A 26,389-nucleotide genomic window follows, 5' to 3' on the forward strand; every position below is an offset into this window, starting at 1 on the left:
CAGCTAATAGTGTTATGAGCAAGTAGCAAAGCGGATTGCGAATATCCGCTTGACTTAGTTTATTGTAAGTGTATCATCCGAATCACTGTTATTATCAGAATTTTCCGAGTTATTGGTACCCTGAGAATAACTGAACTCATACTGATTTTCACTTTCAACATCATATTTATAACTTCCCTTAACGGTGACATTGTTTTTTGCATTTGCAGCAAATCCTATTTTAAGTATATCTTTATCTTTTTCCTGCAGTGTGTAAACAACAATGTCATTTTCATCAAAACTTATACTGTCACCATTATATTGCTTAAAAACCTTACTTAACACGCTGTTACCGTCTTCCTGCTTATAATATACACTTTTAAGCTTTGTATCAAAAATCACAAATGTCTGCGATTTTGTTCCATTGTATGTAAGAACTGCATATCGCTCACTATTATCTGTAGTCTGCGCCCACTGTATGTCACAATAATACCCTTTAATGTTACTAAATGTTTTGCTTACCCCGTCAGGTGTAATCTCAATTGACTTAATTTCTTCTGAACCCGTACTGTCCTTCTGGGTAATAACCTTTATAACCTCTCTTTCTGATGAATTTTTCAATGAATGTGTTGTCTCTTCATTTTCATTTGAAGCATCCACATTCTTATACTCCTTAAGTTGCTCATTCGTCAGTTCTTTTCTTGCAAAAATCTTTTTGTCACCATCCCACACATAAAATATCTTATTTCCTGCAATTTTACTCTTAATAACACCTGTGGTATCTTTAGGTATCTTAAATTCACATGAATTTGCCTGCACCCCAGTTTTTCCTGTAAGGTATATAGGTTCTGATACACGCTGCAATGTATTTCCCTCTATATTCCACAGATAATATTCCTGCAGATTCGTTATATTTTTTTCCTTTTTACTACTTGGCTTTTTTGCTATTGCCGTTTCCACATTAGACTCCGAAACCTCTATCTCCTGCCCTATGGCAATCTCATTTACATTATCACCGTTGTAATCCGATATGTATATCTCAAATCCTTTGTTAAAGTGAAGCTTATTCTCCCCACCAGTCAAATACAGATTATCAAGTTTTTCTTCAGCAAGCCTGTTTCCGGTACTATCTTCAAGAACGATACTAAATGCCCCATCGTATCCTTCATCACTTTCATCTCCATCTGTCATAATGACTTTTACAACCTGCTCAAGCCCGTCAGAATTTTTAACTGATATTTTTGCCACTACCATTTGCTCATTTTCTGAAAACAGCGGCTCATTTGTAGCCGTAACCTGAGATACATTTCCCTTACCATCCCACAAACCACCATTCCACAATAACTGAAGCGGTCTTACCATAAACCACCATATAAAAATAAGCAGACATAACAGAATAACTATCTGCCTGTCCTTTTTCTTTATCTTATTCTGATAAAGCATTTTAGACGCTCTGTCTTCAAGATAATTCTCCTGAAATGTAACTAATGATGGATTTATAACTTTTTTTCCTTTATCCATATTGATAATTTCCTGAGCATACTCAGCTTTTTTATCAATTCCAAAATAACTAATGGTGTCCTCATCTGCCGCAGACTCAATATCCCTGCATATAAAATAATATGAAATCCACATCAGAGGATTGAACCATTGAATTGATGTAATAATAAATGCCATAATTCTAAATATTCCGTCATGTCTTTCCTTATGTATATCCATATGCTTCAGTATGTATTTGGCCTCAGCAACCTTTATCTTCCCCGGAATATACTTCTTCTGTCTGAAAATCCCTGTCATAACGGGTATATTTAATTTTTGATACTGATATATATCTTCACCAAGCATTTGTGATTTTGCAAGCCACTTCTTTATACGCATCTGCTTTACAAATGTATAACACCATATAAATATAACTCCCACTGCCCACAAAACACTACAGAAAGCAAAATTCATATTTACCGTAAACGGTTCTGAAAAAACGCTGTACCAACCCTTTAATGTTCCTCCTTCTGAAACAAACGAAAGTCCCACCGTCTCCAAAAAAATATGAACTTTTCTGTTAAATAACGGATACACCGAAAAAATACTGCTCATTGATATCGGACACACCATCCTGAACAAGTATAACATCCATAAATACAAGATAAATTTCTTTGGGGTGTTCACAATAATAAACCTTATAAACAATATTACCGGCAATGCTGCCACCGAGACAACCGCCATCGAAAAAACCGTATAAAATAAACTATACAATATATTCACTTATGACTTTCCTCCTACCTGTTTATCCAAAAACTTCCAAATAACCTCATAATACCATTTTATGGTATTATAATCAGAACCATAAATCTCATGTCTTGAATTAGGTATTTTTATGAGAATAACATTTTTATTTGCCTTTGCAAATTTATTCTGCCCCTTATTATCTACAACCATATCATTGTCTGCCTGAAGCAGCAATACCGGAATATCCACTCTTTTTGCCTCTCTCTGAAGTTTTCTAACCCCATTCATCGCGCCCACACTCCAGCCGTATGTCGCACCATTCATGCGGTATCTCTCATTTTTCTCACGCTTTCTAAAAATATATTCATAGCGTGCCCCTGAGGTACAGCACCCATAATCAGCTTCTCTCTGCCCATCAAATGCCCTCTGCCCCGGAACATACTTTTTCCCAACCGGAAACAATGCTGCATAAATCCTCAAAATCCTTGCTGCTATCTCCGGCATTCCATCGTACTTCATTTTAAGCATCGGTGAAGTTAAGATTGCACAGTCAAACAGATGCGGATACTGCTCTAAAACAAGAGCCCCAATTGCTCCCCCCATAGAATGTGCATATAAAATATACTTATTATCACCACGCTCTTTTTTAACTATCTCACTCACAAATCCGGCAAAATCGCTCACATATTCATTAAAATCTTCCACATACACCTTTGAAAGATCATCTACTTCCCTGTCAGACTTTCCATGCCCTCTGTGCTCTGGAATGTAAACAGAATACCCCTTACAGAAAAAATAATAAATGACTTCCTCAAATTTTTCTGCAAATTCACAAAATCCATGTGAAATAACAACAACAGCTTTTTCGTCAGGATTTATAAACTTCTCATAATAAAGTCTCTTACTATCTTTTGTATTATAAAAACCCATCTCCTTTACTTTTGAAAGTTTAGGAACTACTATTTTTTCCATATCATCAATAAATCTACTATCTTTTATATACATATCACCCATAATATTCTCCTTGTTCTAAAGCATATTTTTATTTTAGCCAAACTCTGATTTTTCATGTAATAACTTGTCTGAATAATACCATATTTATTTGTAATTGTGTATTTATTTAATGTGAATTTTATTGTAAAATGTATGTACAATATCAGAAAGGAGAACTTTTATGAATTTTAAAAACATTAAAAATGTAAGTATAAAATTCAAAATAATGTTACCCGTTGCTGTTATTATAGCACTTCTTGTATTATCAAGCGTAACAACAATAAGAATAGCAAATAATATGCTAAGCGTAGGTCAGGAGATTACTGACAATTATTCCGCAAGCCTTGTAAAACTCGGAGAAATATCTGAAAACTTTGAAAAGTTAAACGGTATTATCTATAAACATTGTATAGCCACCGATGATACCGTCAAAAGTACTCTTGTAAAGGATTACAAAAACACATTGAGTGAAATCTCTAAGCTTTGCATTAGTTATAAGAAAACACTCAATAACGGCGAAGAAACTACAAGTTTTAACGAATTTCAACAAAATTATAAGCAGTACCTTGAAGACTATAAAACAGCAATAAATGCAAGCAAATCCGGTCAGGGTATCATAGCCTCACAGATGGCAAATGATACGCTTATGACGCAGTCATCAAAAATTGAACAAAATATCGAAAAAATGCAAAAAGCTAATCAGACAGCCATGGATAATGGTGTACTTGAGCAGAAAAAGGTTTATAGGACAAGTCAGATAAGCGGTATAACATTACTTGTAATAGGCTTATTACTCGGATTGGATGTACTTTTCATCTGCTATAAAGCTGTCTGTCGTCCCGTTGCACGCATGAACAAAGACCTCTCTGAAATCATTGACGAGATAAATGCCGGCAAAGGTGATCTCACAAAACGAATTCACATTCATGGCATGGATGAAATTGGTGCCATAGGTACAAGTATAAACCACTTTATTGAAACCTTGCAGAATATTATGAAAAAAATCACTTCAAACACTGACAAACTTGAAGATATTGTAGGAACAGTTTCTGACAAGGTCATAAAGGCAAATGACAACTCATGTGATATATCCGCAGTTATGCAGGAACTTTCTTCATCTATGGAAGAAGTATCTGCTACTGTTATATCTGTAAATGATAATGCCGGAAATGTCGATTCAAGCATTTCAGAACTTTCAGACGAATCAGCAAAACTTCTTGAATATGTAAACGAAATGAAAACGCGTGCAAGTGAACTTGAACAGACAGCCATTCAAAATGGTGATACTGCAAACCAGATAATAGGTGGAATTATTGAAAGTCTTGAAACCGCAATTGAAGAAAGCAAGAGTGTAGACAAGGTTAATGATCTTACAAAAGACATATTAAATATCTCAAGCCAGACAAACCTTCTTGCTTTAAATGCTTCTATTGAAGCTGCAAGAGCCGGGGAAGCTGGAAAAGGATTTGCCGTTGTAGCAGATGAAATCCGCCAGCTCGCAGACTCAAGCCGGGAGGCTGCCAACAACATTCAGAATATAAACGGAATGGTTATCATAGCTGTAAAGGAATTAACCGAAAATTCAAATCAAATGATAGAGTACATAACAAACAATGTTATGGAAGACTATGTCGGATTTGTAAAGTCAGGTCACCAATATAATGATGATGCTGAACATGTTTCTGAAATAGTCAACAAATTTAACAATATGGCATCAGCTATCAAAACAGCTATTACAAATGTATCTGATTCCCTTGATGGTATTTCGACCGCAGTCGAAGAAAGTTCAAATGGAATTACAACAGTTGCAACAAATACAACTGATCTTGTATCAAGCATTGAGGATATTTCAGGGAAAATGACTATAAACGAACAGATTGCCGACGAATTAAAATCCGAAGCAGACAGATTCATATCACTTTAATATTCTTTTTATTTAGATTTGTAAACATGTGGCTGTCACATTTTCATTAATGCGACAGCCACATATTTTATTAAAACAAAAATTTAATTTGCCTATATTAAATGCAATAACCATAAAGATCATTTCATAAATTTATCAATTGCTTCTTCCAACTGGCGTATTGCTTCTTCATCATCATTTTTTGCAGCATGAACAATACAATGTTCTATATGATCCTTTAAAATAATCTTGCCTGTATTGTTTATAGCTGATTTTACAGCCGAAAGCTGTATAAGCACTTCCGTACAATCCCTTCCATCTTCTACCATACGCTTCACCGACTCCAAATGACCAATTGCACGCGATAATCTGTTTAAAACAGCCTTTGTCTGTGTATGACTGTGCGTGTGGCTGCCATAACTATTTTCAATGCTCTCTTTATCTCCGTCCATTATATTCCTCCACAATTTACACCACCAATTTTTCCAGATTCTGATTCTGTAAATTCACATTCTCCACTTTGGCTTCTGCATACATAACGGAAGTTCAAGTCCCGCACTAACAAGTAATTTCTCATCTGTCAAAATTTCCCTTGTAGCTGCATCCTTTATCACCCTGCCATCCGACATCAAAATAACCCTGTCACACACCTCAAGTACCATATCAAGATCATGCGAAGCAATTATCTTAAGCTGTTTTGTATTATTTAAAATATTTATAAGATTTCTTCTGTTTGCAGGGTCAAGTGCTATCGACGGCTCATCCATAAGTATTATATCAGGTTCCATTCCAAGAATAGTCGCTATCGACACCATCTTTTTCTCGCCGCCCGACAATTTATATGTTTGTCTGTCACGCAGATATCCAATATGAATACTATCCAGTGCATTGTCAACCCTCTGTTTTGTCTCCTTCTCATTCAGCCCATAATTTCTAGGTGCAAATGCTATCTCATCATAAACATTTGACATAAAAAGCTGACTTTCCGAATCCTGAAATACATATCCCATCTTCGCTCTTATCCTTGCAAGATTTTTCTTGATAACAGGCATACCCTCAATCTCTATCTCACCGTCAAATCCTAAATTCAAACCGATAAGAAGCCTGAGTAACGTTGACTTTCCCACTCCGTTTGCTCCTATAAGACCTATATTTTCCTGTCCATATGCACTTATCGAAATATTCTTTAATATTTCATTTCCAGATTCATATCTGAAACTAACATCTCTCACCTCAATACTTATATCATTTGCCATCTTACTATCCACCCGTTTCTTATAAAGCATACAATTTCTCATTACTAATCTTAATTTTAATCTACTTTATTTTTACATTTACTTTTTGTTCTTAAATAATATCAGATTTTATATATCATTTCCACATAGTTATGATATAAAAAGATTAAAAATTTTATTTTTAATCTTTTCAAAAATATCCCCCCAGGTAGCTTACACAATATGTAAAAATATGTTAATCTTTTATAAGATGAAAACAATCCAGACAGTATAAAGTATCGGAACAACGATGTTCAAAGTTCAGATGCTTTTTTTGTTTTATACTAAATATCTTTAGATTGGAGTGATTTATATGCATATGGCAGATGCACTTGTATCAGCAGGTGTTGCCGGAACAATGTATGCACTTTCGGCAGGTGTTGCCTCTTATTCAGTCAAAAATATTCACCTTGAAAATGACAGCAAAAAAATTCCTGTTATGGGTGTAATGGGTGCATTTGTTTTTGCTGCCCAGATGATAAATTTTACGATTCCCGGAACAGGTTCAAGCGGTCACTTGTGCGGTGGTATGCTTCTGACAGCATTATTAGGTCCATACGCAGCTTTTCTGACACTCATTGGAGTCTTGCTCATTCAGTGTCTCTTTTTCGCTGACGGAGGCCTTCTTGCATTTGGATGCAATGTATGGAATATGGCATTTTACGGTTGTTTTATCGGCTGGTTTCTCATTTGGAAACCGTTCAAAAAATCAGGACTAAGTAAAACAAAAATTATAGCTGCATCTGTTCTCGGCTCTGTCATATCTCTTCAGTTTGGTGCTCTGAGTGTCTCACTTGAAACCAAACTTTCCGGTATCACAGAACTTCCTTTTATAGTTTTCGTGAAAACCATGCAGCCAATCCATCTTGCAATAGGACTTATTGAAGGACTTATTACTGCTGCCGTACTCATCTTTATATATGAGGCACGTCCCGAGATGCTTGAAGAAACAGGAAACAATTCAACAGCTAAACATACCACAAACAAAATATCATTCAAAAAAACACTGTTTCTGCTTTTTATAATCTCGCTTATAACAGGAGGAATCATCTCACTTTTTGCCTCATCACACCCTGACGGACTTGAATGGTCTATTCAGAAATTAACGGGCTCAACTGATGTTGCAGGAAAATCAGATAAAATACATTCTTTCTTTTCATCTATTCAGGATGTACTATCATTTTTACCTGATTATACATTTAAAAATTCAAATGCAGCAAACGGTACATCATTTTCAGGCATAACCGGCTCTATCATAGTGCTTCTTTTATGCACAGCCCTATGCCTTATAATAAAATCAATTAAAAAACGAAAAAACAAATAAAAATAAACAGGAAAGAAAAATGACTGAAAAAAAACAGAAAAATAAGATAGGAAATGCAATATATGAGATAACAAAAATAGATGAACTTGCCAGGCAGGACAAATGGATAAACAACATTCATCCTCTTGTCAAGCTCATCGTATCAATTTTTTATATCATATCAATTATATCAACATCCAAATACGATATAAGCAGGCTTATAACTCTGTCCATCTTCCCGACAGCTATATTTATTCTCGGAGACATAAGTTTTAAAGACAGTCTTAAACGCCTTAAAATAGTATTACCTCTTGTCTGTCTGGTCGGCATATTAAACCCTTTCTTTGACAGACATATAATATTCAGATTTCAAGGTATCAGACTTAACGAAAATCTTACCATCTTAAAAAACTTTGGAGTCACAAATGGCATGCTGTCGATGTTAACACTGACATTAAAAGGCATATTAACTGTATTTGCATCATATCTTCTAATTGCAACAACTACAATAGAAAAAATATGTTATGCCCTAAGACTGCTAAAAGTTCCATCGATTATAGTGACACAGATAATGCTTACATACAGATATGTCACTCTCCTGCTCTCAGAAGCCCACCGCATAACACAGGCATATGCTCTTCGTGCACCAAACCAAAAAGGTATACATATTAAAAACTGGGGGTCACTCCTCGGACAGCTTCTGCTGCAAACCATAGACCGGGCAGATGAAGTCTATGTATCTATGAGTCTCCGGGGTTTTAATGGTGATTTTCCAAATCCTGATAAAAACAAACCCACTACCCCACAAGCATAAAATACCCCATACCCGATTTTAAAAATTCTCAAAACAATTCCGGTATGGAGTATTTCTATTTAATTATCATACAATTTAAATTTCTTAATATAATCACTCATATCTGTAGCCAGATTCTGCAAAGCAATTGCACTTTCACTGATTTCATTGATAGAAGAACCTATCTCCTGAACAGAAGCCGATGTCTCCTGAGTACTTGCTGCATTCTGTTCCGCAATAGCAGAAAGACTTTCCAGAACTGAACTTACATTATTTTTAGCATCATTTATTTCATTTACCTGAGATGAAATCGTCTCTGTAAGTTCAATAACTTTATCCGTTTCAGCAGTAAGACCTTTAAATGACTTTCTTGTACTTCCAAGTCTATCCACCTGAATCGCAACATCTTTACTTACAGTCTCCATTCTCTTAACACTTATATTAGAATTGTCCATAAGTTCAGAAATAATTCTTTCTATCTCATCAGCACTGCTCATACTGCTGTCAGATAAACTCCTTATCTCATTTGCAACTACAGCAAATCCTTTTCCATGTTCTCCAGCCCTTGCAGCTTCAATAGAAGCATTAAGCGAAAGAAGACTTGTCTGGTCTGCTATAGACTGTATAAGCTCAACCGCACTTCTGATAGCTTCTGCTGATGTATGTGTCTTGAAAGTTTCATCTTTTAATACTGCAATCTCTTCGGAGGTATTTTCACTTATCTTAACAAGCTCCTTGAGCACCTTTGATGTCTCATTACTCATATCTTTCATCTTTTCGACAGTGTCCGAAAGATCTCTCATGGTATCTGTACACTTATCTATATCACTACCGATACTTATAACATTTTCATTTGCACTCTGTGTATCATCAGCCTGACTTCCCGCACCATCTGCAATGCCAGCAACAGCCTGTTCAATACTTGAAACAGTATCATCTACCTGTTCGATACTGCTCTTCAATAAGCTTGATGCATCATCAAGATGTGCTCCATTTTCCATAAGAGATTTTGCCATCGACGCAAGCTCATCTTTCAATACCAAAGCTGATTTTGCAAGCATACCAATCTCATCATTGTATTTTGCGACCTTATGTATATTTATATCCCTGTGTGCAAGGTCAAGTTCTGCCATACGGTTCATCGAGAATACAACATCCTTTATCGGTTTTGCAATTTTTATCGGAATAAGTATTCCTATAGTTCCCATAATAATAAGTATGATAATCGCAGCTATGCCAGCTCTTATATACACCTTATTTACTGGGGCATTAATCTCTGCTTTATTACAGCAAAGTACCAATGTAAAAGAATATGTGCTGCTTACATAATATGCCGCAACCTTTTTTTGCCCGTTATAAGTATATTCCAAAAGTCCCGGACTTGTCTTTTCCCTTGCAGCCATCTTATCAACTATCTTCTGTACGGCATCAACACCTATTTTCTCACCGATCAATTTCTCATTCGGATGCCATGCAACATTTCCACTTCCATTGATAATATACATATAGCTGCTTGATAACCCATTAACCTTCACTGATGCTAATGCATTTCTCAGCGCAATAGGTGTAAGAACTATATTTGCTCCACTTCTGTCTATCTGCTTGTCAAAAGATTGTCCTAATAGCGTTGTAACATCTTTCATAGATGCACTTGTATTACTTTGCAATGATGTCTTTACATATGGTATTACAAGTAATGCAAGAAGTGCGACCGTAACCAGAATACTCGTATAAACAAGGCTCGCTATCCTTACTACAATAGATTTTCCCTTCCCTATTCCACTATTCTGCACACCAACATTTTCTTCTTTTGCACTTGAGTTTCCTGTATTTTCAGCATCTTCTGTTTTTATTTTGTTTTCTTTAGTTTTGTGCTTTGATTCAATATTTTTGTTGTTTTTTATAAATATTTTTGGTCTATTTTTCATACCTCTCAACCTCCATATGTATAAATTATTCAATTTTATATAACAATATTTTATAGCAGATTGCACAAAAATTCAATGTTTTAAAACAATTATTTTTGCACTAACTACAAAACTCCCCCATGCCAATGCTGGGGGAGCAAATATTCATATAAAGAACAATTCTTATATTAGTTTGTTAATGCCTTCTCTAATGAACGACGAGTTGCAGCTTCATTCTCACACCACTTGAGACACTTATCGTATCCATATGATGCTGTATCTTTCTTCATCTTCTGAACACACTTATTAAACTCTGCGTCTGTCTTAGCATAGATAGCTTTCCAAGAATTCTCTTTGATAGATGTTGTAACCTGTGACCATGTTGTCTTTAATTCATCATCCTTAGCACTTGCTGAGTAAGATGTTGCAGGAGCTACTACATATTTTCCACCTTTTTCCATGTACTCGTTAAGGTTCTTGCAACCTGTCTTGTCAACCCAATCCTGCTGAATCTTGTATTCAGGAGTCTTAACATTAGATTTCCAATTATCACTGTTGTATGTTTCACCATTTGAATCAGGGTTCTCAGCATCGTTAGCCCATGTAGAGAATGCAGCCTGAATCTGTCCATCCTGGAATGATCCCTTATGCTTCTCCATCTTTGTCTTACCATCGGCATGAGTCTTCTTACCAAGCTCTGTGAAGTATGTGTTACCATCCTTATCGTAATCCCATGTCTCACCCTTAGGACCATATCCATATACCATACGTCCTTCAGGAGTTGCAAAGTAGTTGATGATCTCCATACATAAATCAGGATACTCTGTCTTAGCACCGATTGTTGTAACACGGTCACCACCCTGTGTATTCATACCATAAACGATAGGCTTAGCCTCATCAGGTTTCATACAGTACATGTATTTACCTTTTTTAAGATGTGCATCTGTATTGTATCCAAGTGAACCAGAGTAATTGAAGATTGAGAATAATACACCACCACTCTTAACCTTAGCACTCATCTGGTCATATGTCTGTGTCATTGAGTCAGGATCTACAAGACCTGCACGATATAAGTCATTATAGAATTTAAGCATCTTAAGGTATGGTCCGTTATCCTCAAGTGCATCATGGAACTTACCTGTCTGAGGATCATACAATCCGATACCCATCTCATCATATCCATAGTAAGCTGTAGCCGTTGACTTAACATACATAACCATTCCGTCATCCCAATCAGACCAAAGTGAAACAGCATATGTAGGATTTCCATTGTCATCCTTAGGACAGATATCATGCATCTTGATAAGCATATCCTTAAAGTCATCAAGATCCTTAATCTTAGGATAACCTAACTTCTTATATAAATCCCAGCGTGTATCCCATGTATAGAAGAATGCATCATGATCCTTGCTACTTGTGGCAATACTATGACCGATACCATATGTAGTATCTCTCTCTCCATCTGTGATTGTTTTTGTAAGACCACTGTTTTTCTTAAGAGCATCAGCCATATGTTTCTTAATATACGGTCCGCAGTCTGTAAGAAGATCATCCTCATTCCAATCAAGAAGAAGATTATTCTTAACGGCATCTACATAATCCTTTGAGTCACTACCCCAGATAACGATATCTCCAAGGTTACCATTCTGAGCACGTGTCTGGTATACACCATCAGCATCAGGAATAATATTAAGTTCAACATTGAACTTCTCTTTAAGTATATCTGCGCCCCAGCCTGTCTGCATACCCTGTGTGTTTGCTAACTGACTATACACATCTAATTTTATAACACCACTTTTTTTCTTTGTACCACATCCTGTAAGCATTGATGTAGAACCAACAACCATACTGCCTGCAAGCAATACAGAAAGCATTTTTTTACTAAATGCAGATTTTCTCATAATTTTCCTCTTTTCTGTGTTGTATATTAACTCTCTGACCCGTGCACAACACAACACTGATCATTACTTAATTCCTATGTGTATATTTTACAATTTAAAGAAAGAATGTGCAATATTTTTAAGCACTTTTATTACCCTCACTTTTTTTGAAGATATATCCCATAATTTCTACATTTTTTATTTTTCTTAATTATTTTTCATTTTCATTCGCTTTTTTAGCAAGTTTTTCATAATCAATATTTTCATATTCGGATAAATCAATGTCATCTTCGGCTTCATCTTCATTTTCTCCACCGCCGTTATCTTTCTCAATCTGAAGGAATATAGGTTTTGCCATTCCACTTATCGTAAACATAATACATACAGGTCCTATTATTATTCCGATAAACTCTGTTGTACTTGACCATATAAACAGCATAAATTCAAATGCAACAACAAGAAATATCAATATTGTTTTTTTGAAATATCTGAGTGCTATCGTAAATGAATTTCTAAGAGTATTCACAACTGTATTTTCATATCTTCCCATAAGTGCATATGCATATACATAATGTGTAAACAAGAAAAACAGTCCAAGAACAAATACTATCAAAAACATTATATTTGAATTTTCGACATTATGGTAAAGCTGAAAATCAAGATATAAAGCATATACAGCAAATGTCTGTATCACACCGGCTATACCGCCTTTAAAAAAGCTTGCCTTAAATTCTTTGAAAAAAGGTTTAAAAATATACCCTTCCTCATCATCAACCATCTTCAATGTAATCGAAAAAGCTGCAACAGACGCTGCCCCCATTGTAAAAGCACCAATGATACCGCACGGTATCCAGAATAACCCCAGCCACTTTGGAATCATAAGTGCAAGTAACAATGGCAGACTACAAAACAGCCATAAAAAGTTAAGTGCCAGCACATCCACGAGTCTTGTGCCAAATTTGTACAACGGGCTTTCAAAAAAACCATTTTTGAACATATTAAAATTTATCCTCCTATCTGACTATAAGTTTTTCTTATATTTTTTAATGGGTGACCGCTTACGCAATCACCCATTTATTAAAAACTATAATCAGATTATCAAATTTTGATATAAATTGCAATATCTTATAACATCAACCTTTAACAGCACCAAGCATGATACCTTTTTCAAAGTATCTCTGCATGAACGGATATACACAAAGGATAGGAATAACTGATATCATTGAAATTGTATACTTAATGACCTTTGTATTCATAGCCTGCTCAATCGCACTCTTAGCAGTAGATGAATCTGCACCATCCATCAACGCACCTAGGTTTGATGACTGGTTAAGATAAATGTAAAGTCTGTGCTGTAATGTAAAGAGTTTTGAATTTCCTGACATAAGGATAAGGGAATCCTGGAATGAATTCCAATGTCCTACAGCACCGAAGATAGCAATTGTTGCAAGGATTGGTTTACTAAGAGGCCATATAAGCTTTCTAAATACCATCATATATGAAGCACCATCAATAAATGCACTCTCCTCAAGCTCTGCTGGAATCGACTCTATGTATGTCTTTACCAGAATGATATTATACGGAGCCACGATAGCCGGAATAATATATGCTGAGTAATGATTTGTCATACCGAGCATTGCAAAGTTCATGTACCAAGGTATAAGACCTGCATTGAAGTACATTGTGATAACGAGGAAGCGGTACCAGAAACTTCTGTGCCACATTTCCTGCTTTGTAACAAGGTAGCCAATAAATGCTGATGCAACTACCATGAGTGCAGTACCAAGAATAGTTCTTGATACTGATACAATAAACGCTGACCCAAGATCTCCTACATCTTTAAGAGCAAGATAGTTCTGTATATTGAATCCCTTTGGCCAGAAGTTTACGATACCTCTCTGTACATAATCATTTCTTGATACTGTATTTACGAATAAGTACCAAAATGGGAATATACATGTAATCGTAAATAATGTAAAGAATATATAGTTACAAATATTAAATACTATATCACCAGGTGTAAGACGATATTTTCTTTTATGTTTCTTTTCGTACTCTCTTTCTCTCTTAGCGTCTTCTTTTTCCTGTTTTGTCTTTGCCATATCGTACTCACCTCCTATATGATACTCTCACCACGAAGCAGCTTAGATGCTCCATTGGCAACAAACAACAATACTACTGATATTACTGATTTAAACATACCTACAACCGTTGACAATGGAATACTTCCACCGCTTCCCATACCTAACTGGTAAACATAAAGGTCAAGTACTCTGATATGCTGTGCATTCTGTGCATTTGAGAAGCAGAGGTACTGGTCAAGACCGTTTGTAAGAATATTTGCAATTGACATAAGTAAAAGTACAAAGAATGTTGGTAAAAGTCCAGGGAGTGTTACATGCCACATCTTCTGGAATCTTCCTGCCCCATCAACCGTTGCAGCCTCATAAAGACTCTGGTCAATACCTGAAATACCTGCTATGTAGATAATAGCACTCCAGCCGACACCTTTCCATGTACCCCATGCCCACATCTTAATCCACATGTGTGCATCGCTCATCAGATAGTTATTACCCTGCGCTCCCTCTGCAAGTAATCCAATTTCTTTCATAAATGTATTAATGAAACCATCTGTAGAGAAGATAGCAATTGCGATAGCATACACAAGTACCCAGCTTATGAAGTTAGGAATTGTTGTAAATGTCTGTACGAAACGACGGAATCTAAGGCTCTTGATCTCGCAAAGGAATATAGCGAATACCATAGGTACCCAGCTTGTAAATACATTCAAAGCACTAAGACCAAGTGTATTTTTCATAACATTTAAAAGGTCACGTCTTGTAGCTGCATTCTTAAATAAGTATGTAAACCATTTAAATCCTACAAAATTGCTCATTGATAAAGTTCCACCGGCTTTGTAATCAAAGAAAGCATATCTCCAACCCCAAAGTGGTAAGTAGCAGAATACAAAAGCAAGTGCTGCAAACGGAAGAAACATAAGGAAAAGTTTATATTTTGATTCCATTTCAAACTTCTCACTCTTATCAGCCTTAGGCAGACCAGCCATGAGAATAAGTGTTGTAACAAGAAGTATAACAGCAAAAACTGCATATATGATCATTCCACTTGGAAATATAGGTTTTACACGTCTTACATTTTCACTGCCCTGAATCATGTTATAACTTACATAACAGAGAATAACACCGACTGCCTGAACTACCGAACCTGCAAGTGAAAAAACAAGTCCGAATCTCTGTAATCTGAGATTTCCCAAAGACATACATCCTCCGGCAATTGCAAGACAAATTCCGACTATCAGTAAAAGTGAACCTATAAACAATACTATAAACACACTCTCATCGACCCATCCCATACGAAGTGCTCTGCTGGCACCGTCAGTAAGACTTGAGTATGAAACACCCGATGTAAATAATGAAATCGTTGCGTCTATCAATTTAGTAATTCTTGATGGACTGAATGCTGGGAAGAACGCTGCAACTATTGCCAAAATAGTAATAATTCTCTGTACTATATAGACATAGTCTAACGTACCTTTCCTTTCTTTTTTTTCTTCTTTCATAATGACCTCCTAAATCATAGTTGGATAATCTTTTGGTTTTTCAACCATTTATATTTTATCTGACCTTCTTCTTGAAATAATTATATAAATATAAGCTTTAAAATACTACCACAAATTATTGACCGAAAATACATTTATTTTTCATACAAGTTTAATATTAATTAATAATGTGCATGCAAAATTTATATTTAATACATAACTTATTTGACACTACATGTTATCAGTCATAACAAAAACTGCCGTACTCCAAAGCACGACAGCCTTTTTATTTAAAACATTTATTATCTCATTATAATAGAAGATAAATAAGGATTAGTTTTTCATTTTATTAGTTTTTCTTCTTTTTGATGTATACTACAACACCTGCTATAACAACTACTGCAACTACAACAACTACTGCAACTGTTCCTGTAGAAGAACCTGATTCTGAATCAGTACTGCTTGTGCTTGAAGCTGAAGATGCTGCACTGCTTGTATCTGTCGAACTTGAGCTGCTTGCATCACTACTTGCATCTGCTCCTGATGCATTTGGATTGTCTGTGTTAAATCCACTTATTGTAAATGTAATCTCGATACTATCCTTTGGTGTTAATATAGATGGGTTTTCATATCCCTCATTCTGATATGTATTTACGCAGTCAAACTGATAAAGTTTAAGAAGTTTTGTATCTTCATTTATATATGGCTCACCTGAAAATGCTTCTTTTCCGTCAATTGACAACTTTACATCAGTAACTTTAACCGTTCCATCCTCAATTGCACTGAGTGGAATATCTGTTGATGCATAGATAAGTGATATTACATTATTAGTTCCGTCACTGTCTTCAAGTGCACCGTTTATTCCTGATACCCCTATAGTATATGTTCCGTTTCCTGTAATCTCTGCATCAGTAACCTTTGTTCCTTCAACCTGCTCTGTACCATTATCTCCTGATTTAAGTAAACTATTGTAATCTAAATCTCCAAGGTCTTTTCCATCACGTCCTGTATTAGGATTAAACCAAGCATCACGGAAAATCCATGTAGTCTGCTGCTGGAAACCTAAATATGCATGATATGTTCCATCAGGATCAAACTTTGCCTTTCCTGCCTTTACACCTGCTTTTGTAGACTGTGGCTTTGTTGCTGCATATGCTGCATTAGGTACTGCACCAACCGTAAGTGCCATTGCAAGAGCGCATCCTGCGATAGCTGCTGAAATTTTTCTTAAAGATTTTCTCATAATAAATCTTCCTCCTATACTTTTTATACGATGACCAAATTATCTGCCACAAAACAGTACAGTCACCAAATTTCCAATATCCTAACTTAATTCTAGAGGTAAACACCACAAAATAAAACCATATTTTTTTGACATGTTTACCCCTAGAATTAGTTAAAATATTTAATTTTTTATTTAGCCTTCGTACTTTTTAATCCACCAAAATCAACGGCATGTGTATTGTTATCTTGGTTCCTGCACCCTTAGTACTGTCAACGGTAATTCCATACTGCTCACCATACTGCAGTTTAAGCCTCTGGTTTACATTGCTTACTCCTATATGACCTTTTTCTGCTGCCTCGCCTGAGTTTATGGCATATCTTAGTTCTCCAAGTTCATAATAATCCATTCCGACACCATTATCCTCTACCGTAATAATTATAACTCCCATATCCTGACTTACATGGACCGTAAGAATTCCACCATCCTCACTTGACTCAAGCCCATGGACAAACGCATTTTCAACAAATGGCTGTATTATAAGCGGTAAAACCTTTGCACCTGTCTCAACATTATCATCAACTATTACCTGTGATTGTATTCTATCGCCAAACCTGTAATTCTGAATCTTAAGGTAATACTCAATAAGCTGTATTTCAGACTTAAGAGTAACCTTTTTATCACTTACCTGGATATTCCTTCTCATTATCTTTGCAAGCATCTTCACAAGTTCTTCTATCTCAGGCTCCTTGTTTATCTTTGCCTTCATCCTTATAGTCTCAAGCGTATTATAAAGGAAATGTGGATTTATCTGGCTTGCAAGCATTTTAAATTCAACTTCCCTCTGCTTTGTATGAATCTTTTCTTTCTGAACCTGTTCGTCAACCACCTTACGCATAAGCTCCTTATTATCAGCCACCATCCGTTCAAGTTCTTTGTACAGTTCGGCAATCTCATCCTCACCCGTTATCTCAGTGACTTTGTCATATTCACCGATTGCAACATAATGCATCTGTTTTCTAAAAAGTTCCATCCTGTTTGCATACATCTTTGAAAAGATAAAAATAAGTATTACCGATGCAAAAAGCCCGCCTATAACCGCAGTATAACTTTTAAGACTGTTCATATATATATCAGATGTAAGATTTTGATATTTTTCTATCATAACAATAGTATAATGAGGTGTCTGCTTATGATGATACCCTCTTACCCGCGGATATATTTTACTGTAAACAAGCAGATAATCTTCAACACCAACCGTCAGACGGCCGGCGTACTGATGTTCTTTTCTCTTTTTAAGCACATTTGAAAGAAACGGTGTATCATCATCCATCGAAAAATTTGTATATATTGTATCTTCATCATTGCATAAAAGCACTGTATGCATAGAACATTCCGTAATAGTATTGACTATAAAATCATTTTGAAGCTGAACACAGAGGATTCCTATCATATTTCCATAATCATCTCTCATAACCCTTGTAACCTGTATATGTTTCTGCCTTGTCGTACGGCATATGCCATAACTCCAGCACACAGCACCATTTCTTTCTATAGTTGGCTTATACCATTCCTCAGTCTTTACGGCATCTCCAAGATAAAAGAAATATTTGTTTGCACTTATGGGTTTATTATCCACAAATATCTTTATATCAGATATTTCCCTCTTATAATAATTAAGATAACGATCTATTATCCCCAGCCTTGCATCACAGTCATCCTCAAATGCAGAAATACTATTATACCTTCTATTTGTAATATCCATTACATCTTCATTTATGTACAATTCATTTATCACATCCGTTGCGATTACCATCGATTCACTTATCTGTTTTTTTAGAATTGCAATCTCACTTTTCTGGGTACTCTTATTGAGAGCTATCAGATTCGCCTGATTTTTTACATTTGTATATATATTAGCACTTATAAATGGAATTACACCTCCTATGATATATATAAGTATCATCCTGTGGTGCAGCTTTAAACCACCTTTTATCTTGTTTCTGATTCTTTTAAATAATTTCATTTGTGTTTCCTCTATCGTTTTTTATGACCTATTATTGCCACTTTTTTACACTATAGTAATCCACAAAAAATTGTGCGTCAAGATTTGCTTTTGTAATATATTTATATTATTATATCCAAAAGTATAATTGGGAAAATCCAGTATATAATATTCTAATGTACTAGAAGAAGGGAGTATGAAATGTTTAACAACAAGAAAAAATTTTTAATATTCTTTGAAATCATATTTGCTATGACAATATGTTTTTTTGCTGCCAAAATAATACGAACAAAGGCAGCTTCCTATACCACGAGTCAAATGTCATTTTTCTCAGATAGCAGCAGCTCCGAACCAACTGCAACACCTGAACCGGAGTTTAATGGTATAGTAACTAGCTCCAGTACTTCTGCCGTAACATCATCTGCCATAACGATAGAGTGGTCCCCTGTGCAAGATGCTGACGGTTATATCTTATCACTTACATACAATAATTCTACGGCAACCATTGATACATCTGAAACCTCTTACCAATTAACTGAGCTTGCACCAGCAACACTTGTCACATACAAATTGACATGTTACCAGAAAAACATACTCGGTCAGAAAAGCTATGGTCAGATTTCACAGGAGTTTAAAACCTGCTCCTCAGTCACAAAAGTAACGGGCGTAACATTATCAGACAGGATAACATCCTCAGATGGTCAGGGTCAGATAAGCTTAAATTGGGACACACTTGGAAATGCGTCATATAAAATTTACTATAAACCAAAAGAAAATTCTGAATTTATCCTTTCCGGCATTACCGCAACAGCCTCATATACCGTCACAAATCTTGAAGCATCTGCTGATTATGATTTTTATGTTCAGGCATACTGTCTCACAGAAGAAAACACAGGTGATGCATCAGATGTATTCTCTGCTGCCACACTTCCCTCAATCGTATCAGGCTTCAAATCTGAAATGGAAACAGAGACACAGATAAATATCATCTGGAATGAAAATACCAGCGGAAACTATTATAATCTATACAGAAGCGTAAATGACGGTCCTTACGAGCTTGTTTTACAGACAACAGAAACTTCATATTCTGATGTCAATCTTGACCCTGGCACCATATGTTCTTACCAAATAACAAGTGTAAATGAACATACCGGCCTTGAAAGTGTACGAACTGGAGTTCTTCGCTGTGCTTCCAGACCTACGGCAACTACAGGCGTTGCCATAAGTGGTGAAACTGCTGATTCTGTATCAATTACATGGTCAGAAAACAAAACAGCTACAGGCTACCTTATATATAGGAAGAAAGGCTCAGGTTCATATGTCTACATTACAAGCACAACAGTCCCTTCCTACACTGATACCGGTCTTGATTCCGGTACAAATTACCGTTATAAACTGCTCTCATACGCTGACACAGGAGATCATCCTGCATTAAGTTACTCAAACGAGGCTAAAACATCTACTCTTCCTGCAAAACTTACTGTAAAAGGTAAGTCGGGTTTTGGCAGGATAAGACTATCCTGGACTGCGACAACAGGTGCAAGCGGCTACAATATTTATCAGCTTATAGACGGTACTTATCAGCTTATAGATACACTTGAAGGCAAATCAAATGTATCTAAAACATATGAAAATATGGAAGTAGGTACTTCCTATTATTATACCGTGTCAGCTTACAGAAATGCATTTTCACAGACATTTACAGGTGAAAACTCTGAACAGATAATTGTAAAGCCAGTCAAAACAAAAAGAACGACAACCACCCCAAGCTACTACAAGACCAAGCAGGCACTGTTAAAAAGTGCAGCATGGGATAAAGTAGCCTCCGTAAAGAAATATGCAAACTACAACAAATGTGTAACTATACCCGGAATCCGTTCCACAAATGTTTCAGGTTTTGAAAGCACAAAAATGTGTCCACAGGCAATAACATTTGCGGAAAAATATCTGCTTATAACAGCATATGATACATATTCAGAAGAAAAATCCGTCATATATATAATTGATAAATATACAAGAAAGCTTCTTTCCGTTGCAGTACTGCCAAACAAAACACACGCAGGCGGCATATGTTTTGACGGAAGCACAGTTTGGGTGACAAACGGTAAAAAAATAAGCGGCGTAGCTTATTCTGATATAACACAGGCAGCCACACAAAAAATGATATACAAAGAAGTTGAATATACCAAAACTTACACAACGGATTATACATGCTCATTTTTGACCTACTATAAAAAACTCATATGGACAGGAGATTTTCAGTACACCAAAAACGGAACTTTAAGAAGCTATTCAATTGAAAATCCAAACACTGAAACAAGTTCTTTAAAAGAAATGTCAAGTGTGACAATCCCCCCTGCCGTCCAGGGATTAACATTTGCAACTGACGGAAAACTTATTCTCTCAAGAGCATATGGTTACACAAATGAACTTAACATTTACAAACCGACAAAAACCGGCACAGCTTCAATGAAACTTGGAAAAAAACTTAAAACAGTTGTAACCCCAGCTTTAAATGAAGGAATAGCCATAAACGCAACTTATCTATATGTAAACTTTGAATCTGCTCTTCCAGGTTCACTTGCACTAAATCATATGGACAGAGTTGTAGCTTTTAAACTAAAATCTATATTAAAATAAAATGCATGTTTCACTGTATAAACGCAAAGCAAATATAACCTCAAAAAAAGCAGCCCTCTTATTTATATAAGTGGCTGCTTTTTCTGTCAGTCTATCTTGAATTGTACCTGTATAGGTTCCTTAAGCGGCTTGCCGTTAAGTGATTTAACATTCGTAGTAATATTTAAAATATATGATTCATTCTGTGCATATGGCTCCATAGGCTCAATCTCAATCTCATTTTCGAGAGAATTATATCTTATCGCCGTCTTTAAAGGTGTAAGATTCAACGATGTAACATAAAGATTTACATTATTTACCGTTTTTGGGTCAAGCGGAACATTAAATTTTATCTTCCATAAAAAATTTCCTGTCTTGAATTTAAGATTCTGTTTTACCTTACCCTCCATACCATCACTCATAGATTCAAATTCCAAATAGTTAGCCATATATTTCCCCTGCCTTTCACTATTGTAATATGTATTTAATTATCAATATGTATTTAACTATACTATTTCTGTTATTGGTGCAACCAATAGCCCGTTCTTTAATTCTATCACAATATTTTTTATTTGAATAGTGTTTTTAAAGATAAGATTTGTTATACTATGTATAGTCAGTTGAACAAAAATAACCTGAAAGGAATCTTAGAATGAGCAAAACCAGTTTTAAACCCGGCAACATGATATACCCGCTGCCAGCCGTTATGGTTTCATGCGGTGACATAGACAATGAATCAAATATCCTTACTGTGGCATGGACAGGTACTATCTGCACAAATCCACCGATGGCATACATATCAGTCCGCCCTGAACGTTACTCATACAATATGATAAAAGAATCAGGAGAATTTGTGATAAACCTCACAAACGAAAAACTTATCAAAGCAACCGATTTCTGCGGTGTCCGTTCTGGCAGGGATGTTGACAAATGGGAGGAATGTCATCTCACAAAAACAAAAGCTGATACGGTAAAATGCCCGCTTATCGATGAAGCCCCTGTGAACATAGAATGTAAAGTCAAAGAAATAAAAGAACTTGGCTCACACCATATGTTTATTGCAGATGTAACGGCAGTTCACGCAGATGACAGATACATGGACGAAAATAATTCATTCCATCTGAACGATTCAAAACTGCTCGCCTACTCGCATGGCTCATACTTTGAGCTTGGCAGACAGCTCGGAACATTCGGTTATTCCGTTCGTAAAAAAAAGACAGGCCGGAAAAAGAAGCACAAATAGATTTTTTAAACATAAATTATTATACAAAGAGAGAGGGTGTTTGTATGAAAATTATTTATATCAAAATCAAAAATTACAAATCAATCCGTGAACTTGAAATTACCGACATTGAAAATGCTCTTATTTTGGTTGGAAAAAATAACACCGGAAAAACTTCCGTAATCGATGCCCTGCTTTTAGCATCAGATTTAAAACCTGCTCCCGAACATGAATTTCTTGATATAACCAAACCTATTGACATCACGATTAAAATAGAATTTACAGAGGAGGATCTCAACTATTATTATTCAAGAGGAATACTCTGCAAATCAAACAGCTTTGAAAAATGGTTCGAGGAATTCAAGGAAAGGATTCCTTCATATAATGACGGTATAGTTTCGTTTACATTCCACAACAATCCAAATGGAACTACAAGATACAATGACGGATTCCAGAAGCACAATCCTGATATTGAAAAGATAATTCCAAAAATATACCACATAGATCAGACTCGCAACCTTGAAGCTTTGCAGAACGATGTTTTCAGCTTTTATGACAAGGAGTCATTCCAGAAATTAAAGGAAAATGAATGTACCTTTGACCCAAAACGCAAATGTAACCGCTGTTTCCAGTGCATAGGACTTATAAATAAAAAGACACCTGAGGAACTCACGCTTTTTGAGACGGTGCGTCTGCTCCAGTTCAAGCTCTTCCATACAAATCTAAGTGAATTTGAACACAAAGTAAACGAACATTTTCATATAAACGGAAGTCCTTCTCAGGAAATAAGATACGAATTAAATTATAATATCGACAATCTTCTCAGAGTGGATACTAAGGTTTATAATAAGGAAAGAGATAAGATAGTTGGCTCACTAAATGTCCTTGGAGAAGGATTAAAAAGCATTTATACGCTTTCACTTCTCGAAGCATATATAGATGAAGAAAACACTCTTCCATGCATCATACTTATGGAAGACCCGGAAATCTACCTTCATCCGCAACTCCAGAAAGTGGCAAGTGAAATACTTTACAACCTTTCAAAAAAGAATCAGGTTGTCTTCTCAACCCACTCTCCAAATTTAATATTTAACTTCTCTACAAAACAGATTCGCGAAGTTATATTAAATGAAGAATATTACACAGATATACGCAAAAATACAGATATCGACATGATACTCAACGACCTCGGATACACAGCAAATGACCTTATGAACGTAAGTTTTGTATTTATTGTCGAAGGTAAACAGGACAGTAACAGACTTCCTCTGCTGCTCAAAAAATATTACTCGGAGATTTATGACGAAAAAGGTCAGCTTCAGCGAATCACTATCATTCCTACAAATAGCTGTACCAATATAAAAACTTATGCAAACCTCAAATATATAAACAAACTGTATCTTAAAGACCAGTTTCTTATGATACGCGATAGTGACGGAAAAAATCCGAAATATCTGAAAAAACAGCTTTGCAGTTATTACACACAGCGCTCAAAAGAAGATATGGGAAATCTGCCAAAAGTAGAACCCAAAAATGTACTTATTTTAAAATATTATTCTTTTGAAAACTATTTTCTAGACCCTAAAGTTATGACAAAGATAGGTGTAATAAAATCAGAGGAAGACTTTTATAATATACTTTATAAAAAATTTAAAGACTACCTTTATAAGCTCACAAGTGTTAAAAAAATGCAGCGCATAATCGGTACACGCATAAAAACAAAACAGGATATAAAAGACAATATTGAAAATATTAAAATTTATGTTCGTGGACACAATCTCTTTGATATATTCTACGGCAGATATCACGGAACAGACGAACAGGAAATCCTAAAGAAATATATTGATGTTGCCCCTCGTGATACATTTAAGGATATTTTTGATGCAATAGATGCTTTTGTTTATTTTGAAAATCGAAAAAAGAATAATTAAAACAACTTAAATATTTCTTAATAATTTTTAGGTTGACATAACTGTACATTTGACTATAATAGTTTTATGTGTTGAACTCTGCCTATGTCTGCGTAATGTACATATTTTCAGCATTATCTAGGGCATAGTTTTACATAATACGCTAAAACATATCTTCATATGACAACAAATAGACATGTATAAAAATATACTTATATGAATATAACAAACTTAATATATAGATAAAATAATAAAATAAAAAATATCCGTTCGAATGAGGTGCAAAATGGAAAATCAGTATATTATAAAGGGAGGCACTCCCCTCAAAGGTGAAGTAACAATCGGAGGTGCCAAAAATGCAGCATTGGGAATACTTGCTGCTGCCATCATGACAGATGAAACAGTTACTATCGACAATTTACCTGATGTTCGTGACATAAATGTATTATTACAAGCCATAGAAGGTATCGGTGCCACTGTTGAGCGCATCAATGCCCATATGGTAAGAATCAACGGAAGCACTATCGGAAATATCACTATTGATTATGATTCTATCAGAAAAATACGTGCTTCATATTATCTTCTTGGAGCATTGCTTGGCAAATATAAAAAAGCACAGGTTGCTCTCCCGGGAGGCTGCGATATAGGAAGCCGTCCTATTGACCAACACCTAAAAGGTTTCAGAGCATTAGGTGCTACTGTTACTATTGAACATGGTATGATAAACACTTTTGCCGACTCACTTACAGGAAATCATATATTCCTTGATGTTGTTTCAGTAGGTGCTACTATAAACATTATGCTCGCTTCATGTATGGCTGAGGGCCGTACAGTTATTGAAAACGCAGCAAAAGAGCCTCACATCGTTGATGTCGCAAATTTCTTAAACAGCATGGGTGCTGATATCAAAGGTGCAGGCACAGACAAAATCCGTATAAAGGGTGTAGCTAAACTTCATTCAAGCGAATATTCTATTATTCCTGACCAGATTGAAGCTGGAACTTTCATGGTTGCCGCTGCAGCCACACACGGTGATGTACTCATCAAAAATGTTATTCCAAAGCATTTAGAAGCAATATCTGTAAAACTTATAGAAATCGGCGCTACTGTCGAAGAATATGATGATGCTGTAAGAGTTTCATCTGACCACAGACTCGGTCACACACAGATAAAAACTCTTCCTTATCCTGGATTTCCTACAGACATGCAGCCACAGATAGCAACATTGCTTGCACTTTCAACCGGCACAAGCACAGTTACCGAAAGCATATTTGAAAACCGTTTCAAATATGTAGATGAGCTTGCGCGCATGGGTGCTTCAATCAAAGTAGAGGGTAACATTGCCATTATTGAAGGTGTTGAAGGTTTCACAGGTGCTGCAATAACTGCTCCAGATCTTCGTGCTGGTGCTGCCTTAGTAGTTGCAGGGCTTGTAGCAGAAGGATATACAACAATTGACTCAATTCATTTTATTGAACGTGGATACGAAAACTTTGAAGGCAAAATGACAGCCCTGGGTGCATCTATGGAAAAGATCCCTGTAGACGATGAACGTGCCGTTATGAAATTTAAATTAAAAGTAAGTTAATATAAT

General features: G+C 35.7%; 19 protein-coding genes. 7 read left to right on the plus strand and 12 right to left on the minus strand.

What is annotated here, in order from left to right; genetic code table 11:
- Positions 1-54 precede the first annotated feature (54 nt).
- Together KQI69_RS01115 and KQI69_RS01120 are read right to left on the minus strand one after the other, a co-directional pair.
- Positions 55-2,241 (minus strand): M56 family metallopeptidase, encoded by a 2,187-nt coding sequence (locus KQI69_RS01115; protein WP_216563443.1) that lies wholly within the window; start codon positions 2,239-2,241, stop codon positions 55-57.
- Positions 2,242-3,219: an alpha/beta fold hydrolase gene (locus KQI69_RS01120; RefSeq protein WP_216563444.1), complete on the minus strand. Its 978-nt coding sequence runs from the start codon at positions 3,217-3,219 to the stop codon at positions 2,242-2,244.
- A 160-nt stretch (positions 3,220-3,379) separates the two neighbouring features.
- On the opposite strand from KQI69_RS01120, the gene KQI69_RS01125 reads away from it, so the two are divergent.
- Complete coding sequence (locus tag KQI69_RS01125; RefSeq protein WP_216563445.1) at positions 3,380-5,122, plus strand: methyl-accepting chemotaxis protein; 1,743 nt, start codon at positions 3,380-3,382, stop codon at positions 5,120-5,122.
- 119 nt (positions 5,123-5,241) lie between these two features.
- Here the strand turns inward: KQI69_RS01125 and KQI69_RS01130 are convergent, their stop codons facing one another.
- Both KQI69_RS01130 and KQI69_RS01135 read right to left on the minus strand, forming a co-directional pair.
- Positions 5,242-5,553, minus strand: coding sequence for a metal-sensing transcriptional repressor (locus KQI69_RS01130; RefSeq protein ID WP_216563446.1), 312 nt, complete (start codon positions 5,551-5,553; stop codon positions 5,242-5,244).
- Between the two features lie 54 nt (positions 5,554-5,607).
- Positions 5,608-6,387, minus strand: a complete 780-nt coding sequence (locus tag KQI69_RS01135; protein WP_253288941.1) for an energy-coupling factor ABC transporter ATP-binding protein — start codon at positions 6,385-6,387, stop codon at positions 5,608-5,610.
- 301 nt (positions 6,388-6,688) lie between these two features.
- Here KQI69_RS01135 and KQI69_RS01140 point away from each other — a divergent pair, with 301 nt between their 5' ends.
- Both KQI69_RS01140 and cbiQ read left to right on the plus strand, forming a co-directional pair.
- Entirely contained in the window at positions 6,689-7,699 is a 1,011-nt protein-coding gene (locus KQI69_RS01140; protein ID WP_216563447.1) for an energy-coupling factor ABC transporter permease, read from the plus strand.
- Positions 7,700-7,718: 19 nt separating this feature from the next.
- Positions 7,719-8,492, plus strand: a complete 774-nt coding sequence (gene cbiQ, locus KQI69_RS01145) for a cobalt ECF transporter T component CbiQ (RefSeq protein ID WP_216563448.1) — start codon at positions 7,719-7,721, stop codon at positions 8,490-8,492.
- Between the two features lie 59 nt (positions 8,493-8,551).
- On the opposite strand, the gene KQI69_RS01150 is transcribed toward cbiQ, so the two are convergent.
- From KQI69_RS01150 to KQI69_RS01180, 7 genes are all read right to left on the minus strand, one after another.
- Positions 8,552-10,399, minus strand: a complete 1,848-nt coding sequence (locus KQI69_RS01150; RefSeq protein ID WP_216563449.1) for a methyl-accepting chemotaxis protein — start codon at positions 10,397-10,399, stop codon at positions 8,552-8,554.
- A gap of 167 nt (positions 10,400-10,566) precedes the next feature.
- Positions 10,567-12,279, minus strand: a complete 1,713-nt coding sequence (locus tag KQI69_RS01155) for a hypothetical protein (protein WP_216563450.1) — start codon at positions 12,277-12,279, stop codon at positions 10,567-10,569.
- 190 nt (positions 12,280-12,469) lie between these two features.
- Positions 12,470-13,255: a YesL family protein gene (locus tag KQI69_RS01160; RefSeq protein WP_216563451.1), complete on the minus strand. Its 786-nt coding sequence runs from the start codon at positions 13,253-13,255 to the stop codon at positions 12,470-12,472.
- Between the two features lie 136 nt (positions 13,256-13,391).
- Complete coding sequence (locus tag KQI69_RS01165; protein ID WP_216563452.1) at positions 13,392-14,360, minus strand: carbohydrate ABC transporter permease; 969 nt, start codon at positions 14,358-14,360, stop codon at positions 13,392-13,394.
- 14 nt (positions 14,361-14,374) lie between these two features.
- Positions 14,375-15,838 carry an ABC transporter permease subunit gene (locus KQI69_RS01170; protein ID WP_216563453.1) on the minus strand — a complete coding sequence of 488 codons (1,464 nt, stop codon included), beginning with the start codon at positions 15,836-15,838 and terminating at the stop codon, positions 14,375-14,377.
- Positions 15,839-16,166: 328 nt separating this feature from the next.
- Positions 16,167-17,060 carry a hypothetical protein gene (locus KQI69_RS01175; protein WP_216563454.1) on the minus strand — a complete coding sequence of 298 codons (894 nt, stop codon included), beginning with the start codon at positions 17,058-17,060 and terminating at the stop codon, positions 16,167-16,169.
- A 190-nt stretch (positions 17,061-17,250) separates the two neighbouring features.
- Positions 17,251-19,065: a histidine kinase gene (locus KQI69_RS01180; RefSeq protein ID WP_216563455.1), complete on the minus strand. Its 1,815-nt coding sequence runs from the start codon at positions 19,063-19,065 to the stop codon at positions 17,251-17,253.
- A gap of 180 nt (positions 19,066-19,245) precedes the next feature.
- On the opposite strand from KQI69_RS01180, the gene KQI69_RS01185 reads away from it, so the two are divergent.
- Positions 19,246-21,684, plus strand: a complete 2,439-nt coding sequence (locus KQI69_RS01185) for a fibronectin type III domain-containing protein (protein ID WP_216563456.1) — start codon at positions 19,246-19,248, stop codon at positions 21,682-21,684.
- An 86-nt stretch (positions 21,685-21,770) separates the two neighbouring features.
- On the opposite strand, the gene KQI69_RS01190 is transcribed toward KQI69_RS01185, so the two are convergent.
- Complete coding sequence (locus KQI69_RS01190) at positions 21,771-22,112, minus strand: Ig-like domain-containing protein (protein ID WP_216563457.1); 342 nt, start codon at positions 22,110-22,112, stop codon at positions 21,771-21,773.
- Between the two features lie 203 nt (positions 22,113-22,315).
- Between KQI69_RS01190 and KQI69_RS01195 the strand changes: the two genes are divergently transcribed.
- The 3 genes from KQI69_RS01195 (at position 22,316) to KQI69_RS01205 (ending at position 26,383) form a co-directional block, all read left to right on the plus strand.
- Positions 22,316-22,906, plus strand: coding sequence for a flavin reductase family protein (locus KQI69_RS01195; protein WP_216563458.1), 591 nt, complete (start codon positions 22,316-22,318; stop codon positions 22,904-22,906).
- 44 nt (positions 22,907-22,950) lie between these two features.
- Positions 22,951-24,816, plus strand: a complete 1,866-nt coding sequence (locus tag KQI69_RS01200; RefSeq protein WP_216563459.1) for an ATP-dependent endonuclease — start codon at positions 22,951-22,953, stop codon at positions 24,814-24,816.
- 265 nt (positions 24,817-25,081) lie between these two features.
- Positions 25,082-26,383, plus strand: coding sequence for a UDP-N-acetylglucosamine 1-carboxyvinyltransferase (locus tag KQI69_RS01205; RefSeq protein ID WP_216563460.1), 1,302 nt, complete (start codon positions 25,082-25,084; stop codon positions 26,381-26,383).
- Positions 26,384-26,389: the final 6 nt, after the last annotated feature.

The sequence above is a fragment of the Eubacterium sp. MSJ-13 genome (assembly GCF_018918235.1).
In the GTDB taxonomy this organism is placed as follows: domain Bacteria; phylum Bacillota; class Clostridia; order Lachnospirales; family Lachnospiraceae; genus Butyribacter.

Bases quoted from the DNA above. Each gene is read 5' to 3' on its own strand.
- KQI69_RS01120 (WP_216563444.1), bottom strand. From the start codon at position 3,219: ATGGGTGATATGTATATAAAAGATAGTAGATTTATTGATGATATGGAA.
- KQI69_RS01125 (WP_216563445.1), top strand. From the start codon at position 3,380: ATGAATTTTAAAAACATTAAAAATGTAAGTATAAAATTCAAAATAATG.
- KQI69_RS01130 (WP_216563446.1), bottom strand. From the start codon at position 5,553: ATGGACGGAGATAAAGAGAGCATTGAAAATAGTTATGGCAGCCACACG.
- KQI69_RS01135 (WP_253288941.1), bottom strand. From the start codon at position 6,387: ATGCTTTATAAGAAACGGGTGGATAGTAAGATGGCAAATGATATAAGT.
- KQI69_RS01140 (WP_216563447.1), top strand. From the start codon at position 6,689: ATGCATATGGCAGATGCACTTGTATCAGCAGGTGTTGCCGGAACAATG.
- cbiQ (WP_216563448.1), top strand. From the start codon at position 7,719: ATGACTGAAAAAAAACAGAAAAATAAGATAGGAAATGCAATATATGAG.
- KQI69_RS01150 (WP_216563449.1), bottom strand. From the start codon at position 10,399: ATGAAAAATAGACCAAAAATATTTATAAAAAACAACAAAAATATTGAA.
- KQI69_RS01155 (WP_216563450.1), bottom strand. From the start codon at position 12,279: ATGAGAAAATCTGCATTTAGTAAAAAAATGCTTTCTGTATTGCTTGCA.
- KQI69_RS01160 (WP_216563451.1), bottom strand. From the start codon at position 13,255: ATGTTCAAAAATGGTTTTTTTGAAAGCCCGTTGTACAAATTTGGCACA.
- KQI69_RS01165 (WP_216563452.1), bottom strand. From the start codon at position 14,360: ATGGCAAAGACAAAACAGGAAAAAGAAGACGCTAAGAGAGAAAGAGAG.
- KQI69_RS01170 (WP_216563453.1), bottom strand. From the start codon at position 15,838: ATGAAAGAAGAAAAAAAAGAAAGGAAAGGTACGTTAGACTATGTCTAT.
- KQI69_RS01175 (WP_216563454.1), bottom strand. From the start codon at position 17,060: ATGAGAAAATCTTTAAGAAAAATTTCAGCAGCTATCGCAGGATGCGCT.
- KQI69_RS01180 (WP_216563455.1), bottom strand. From the start codon at position 19,065: ATGAAATTATTTAAAAGAATCAGAAACAAGATAAAAGGTGGTTTAAAG.
- KQI69_RS01185 (WP_216563456.1), top strand. From the start codon at position 19,246: ATGTTTAACAACAAGAAAAAATTTTTAATATTCTTTGAAATCATATTT.
- KQI69_RS01190 (WP_216563457.1), bottom strand. From the start codon at position 22,112: ATGGCTAACTATTTGGAATTTGAATCTATGAGTGATGGTATGGAGGGT.
- KQI69_RS01195 (WP_216563458.1), top strand. From the start codon at position 22,316: ATGAGCAAAACCAGTTTTAAACCCGGCAACATGATATACCCGCTGCCA.
- KQI69_RS01200 (WP_216563459.1), top strand. From the start codon at position 22,951: ATGAAAATTATTTATATCAAAATCAAAAATTACAAATCAATCCGTGAA.
- KQI69_RS01205 (WP_216563460.1), top strand. From the start codon at position 25,082: ATGGAAAATCAGTATATTATAAAGGGAGGCACTCCCCTCAAAGGTGAA.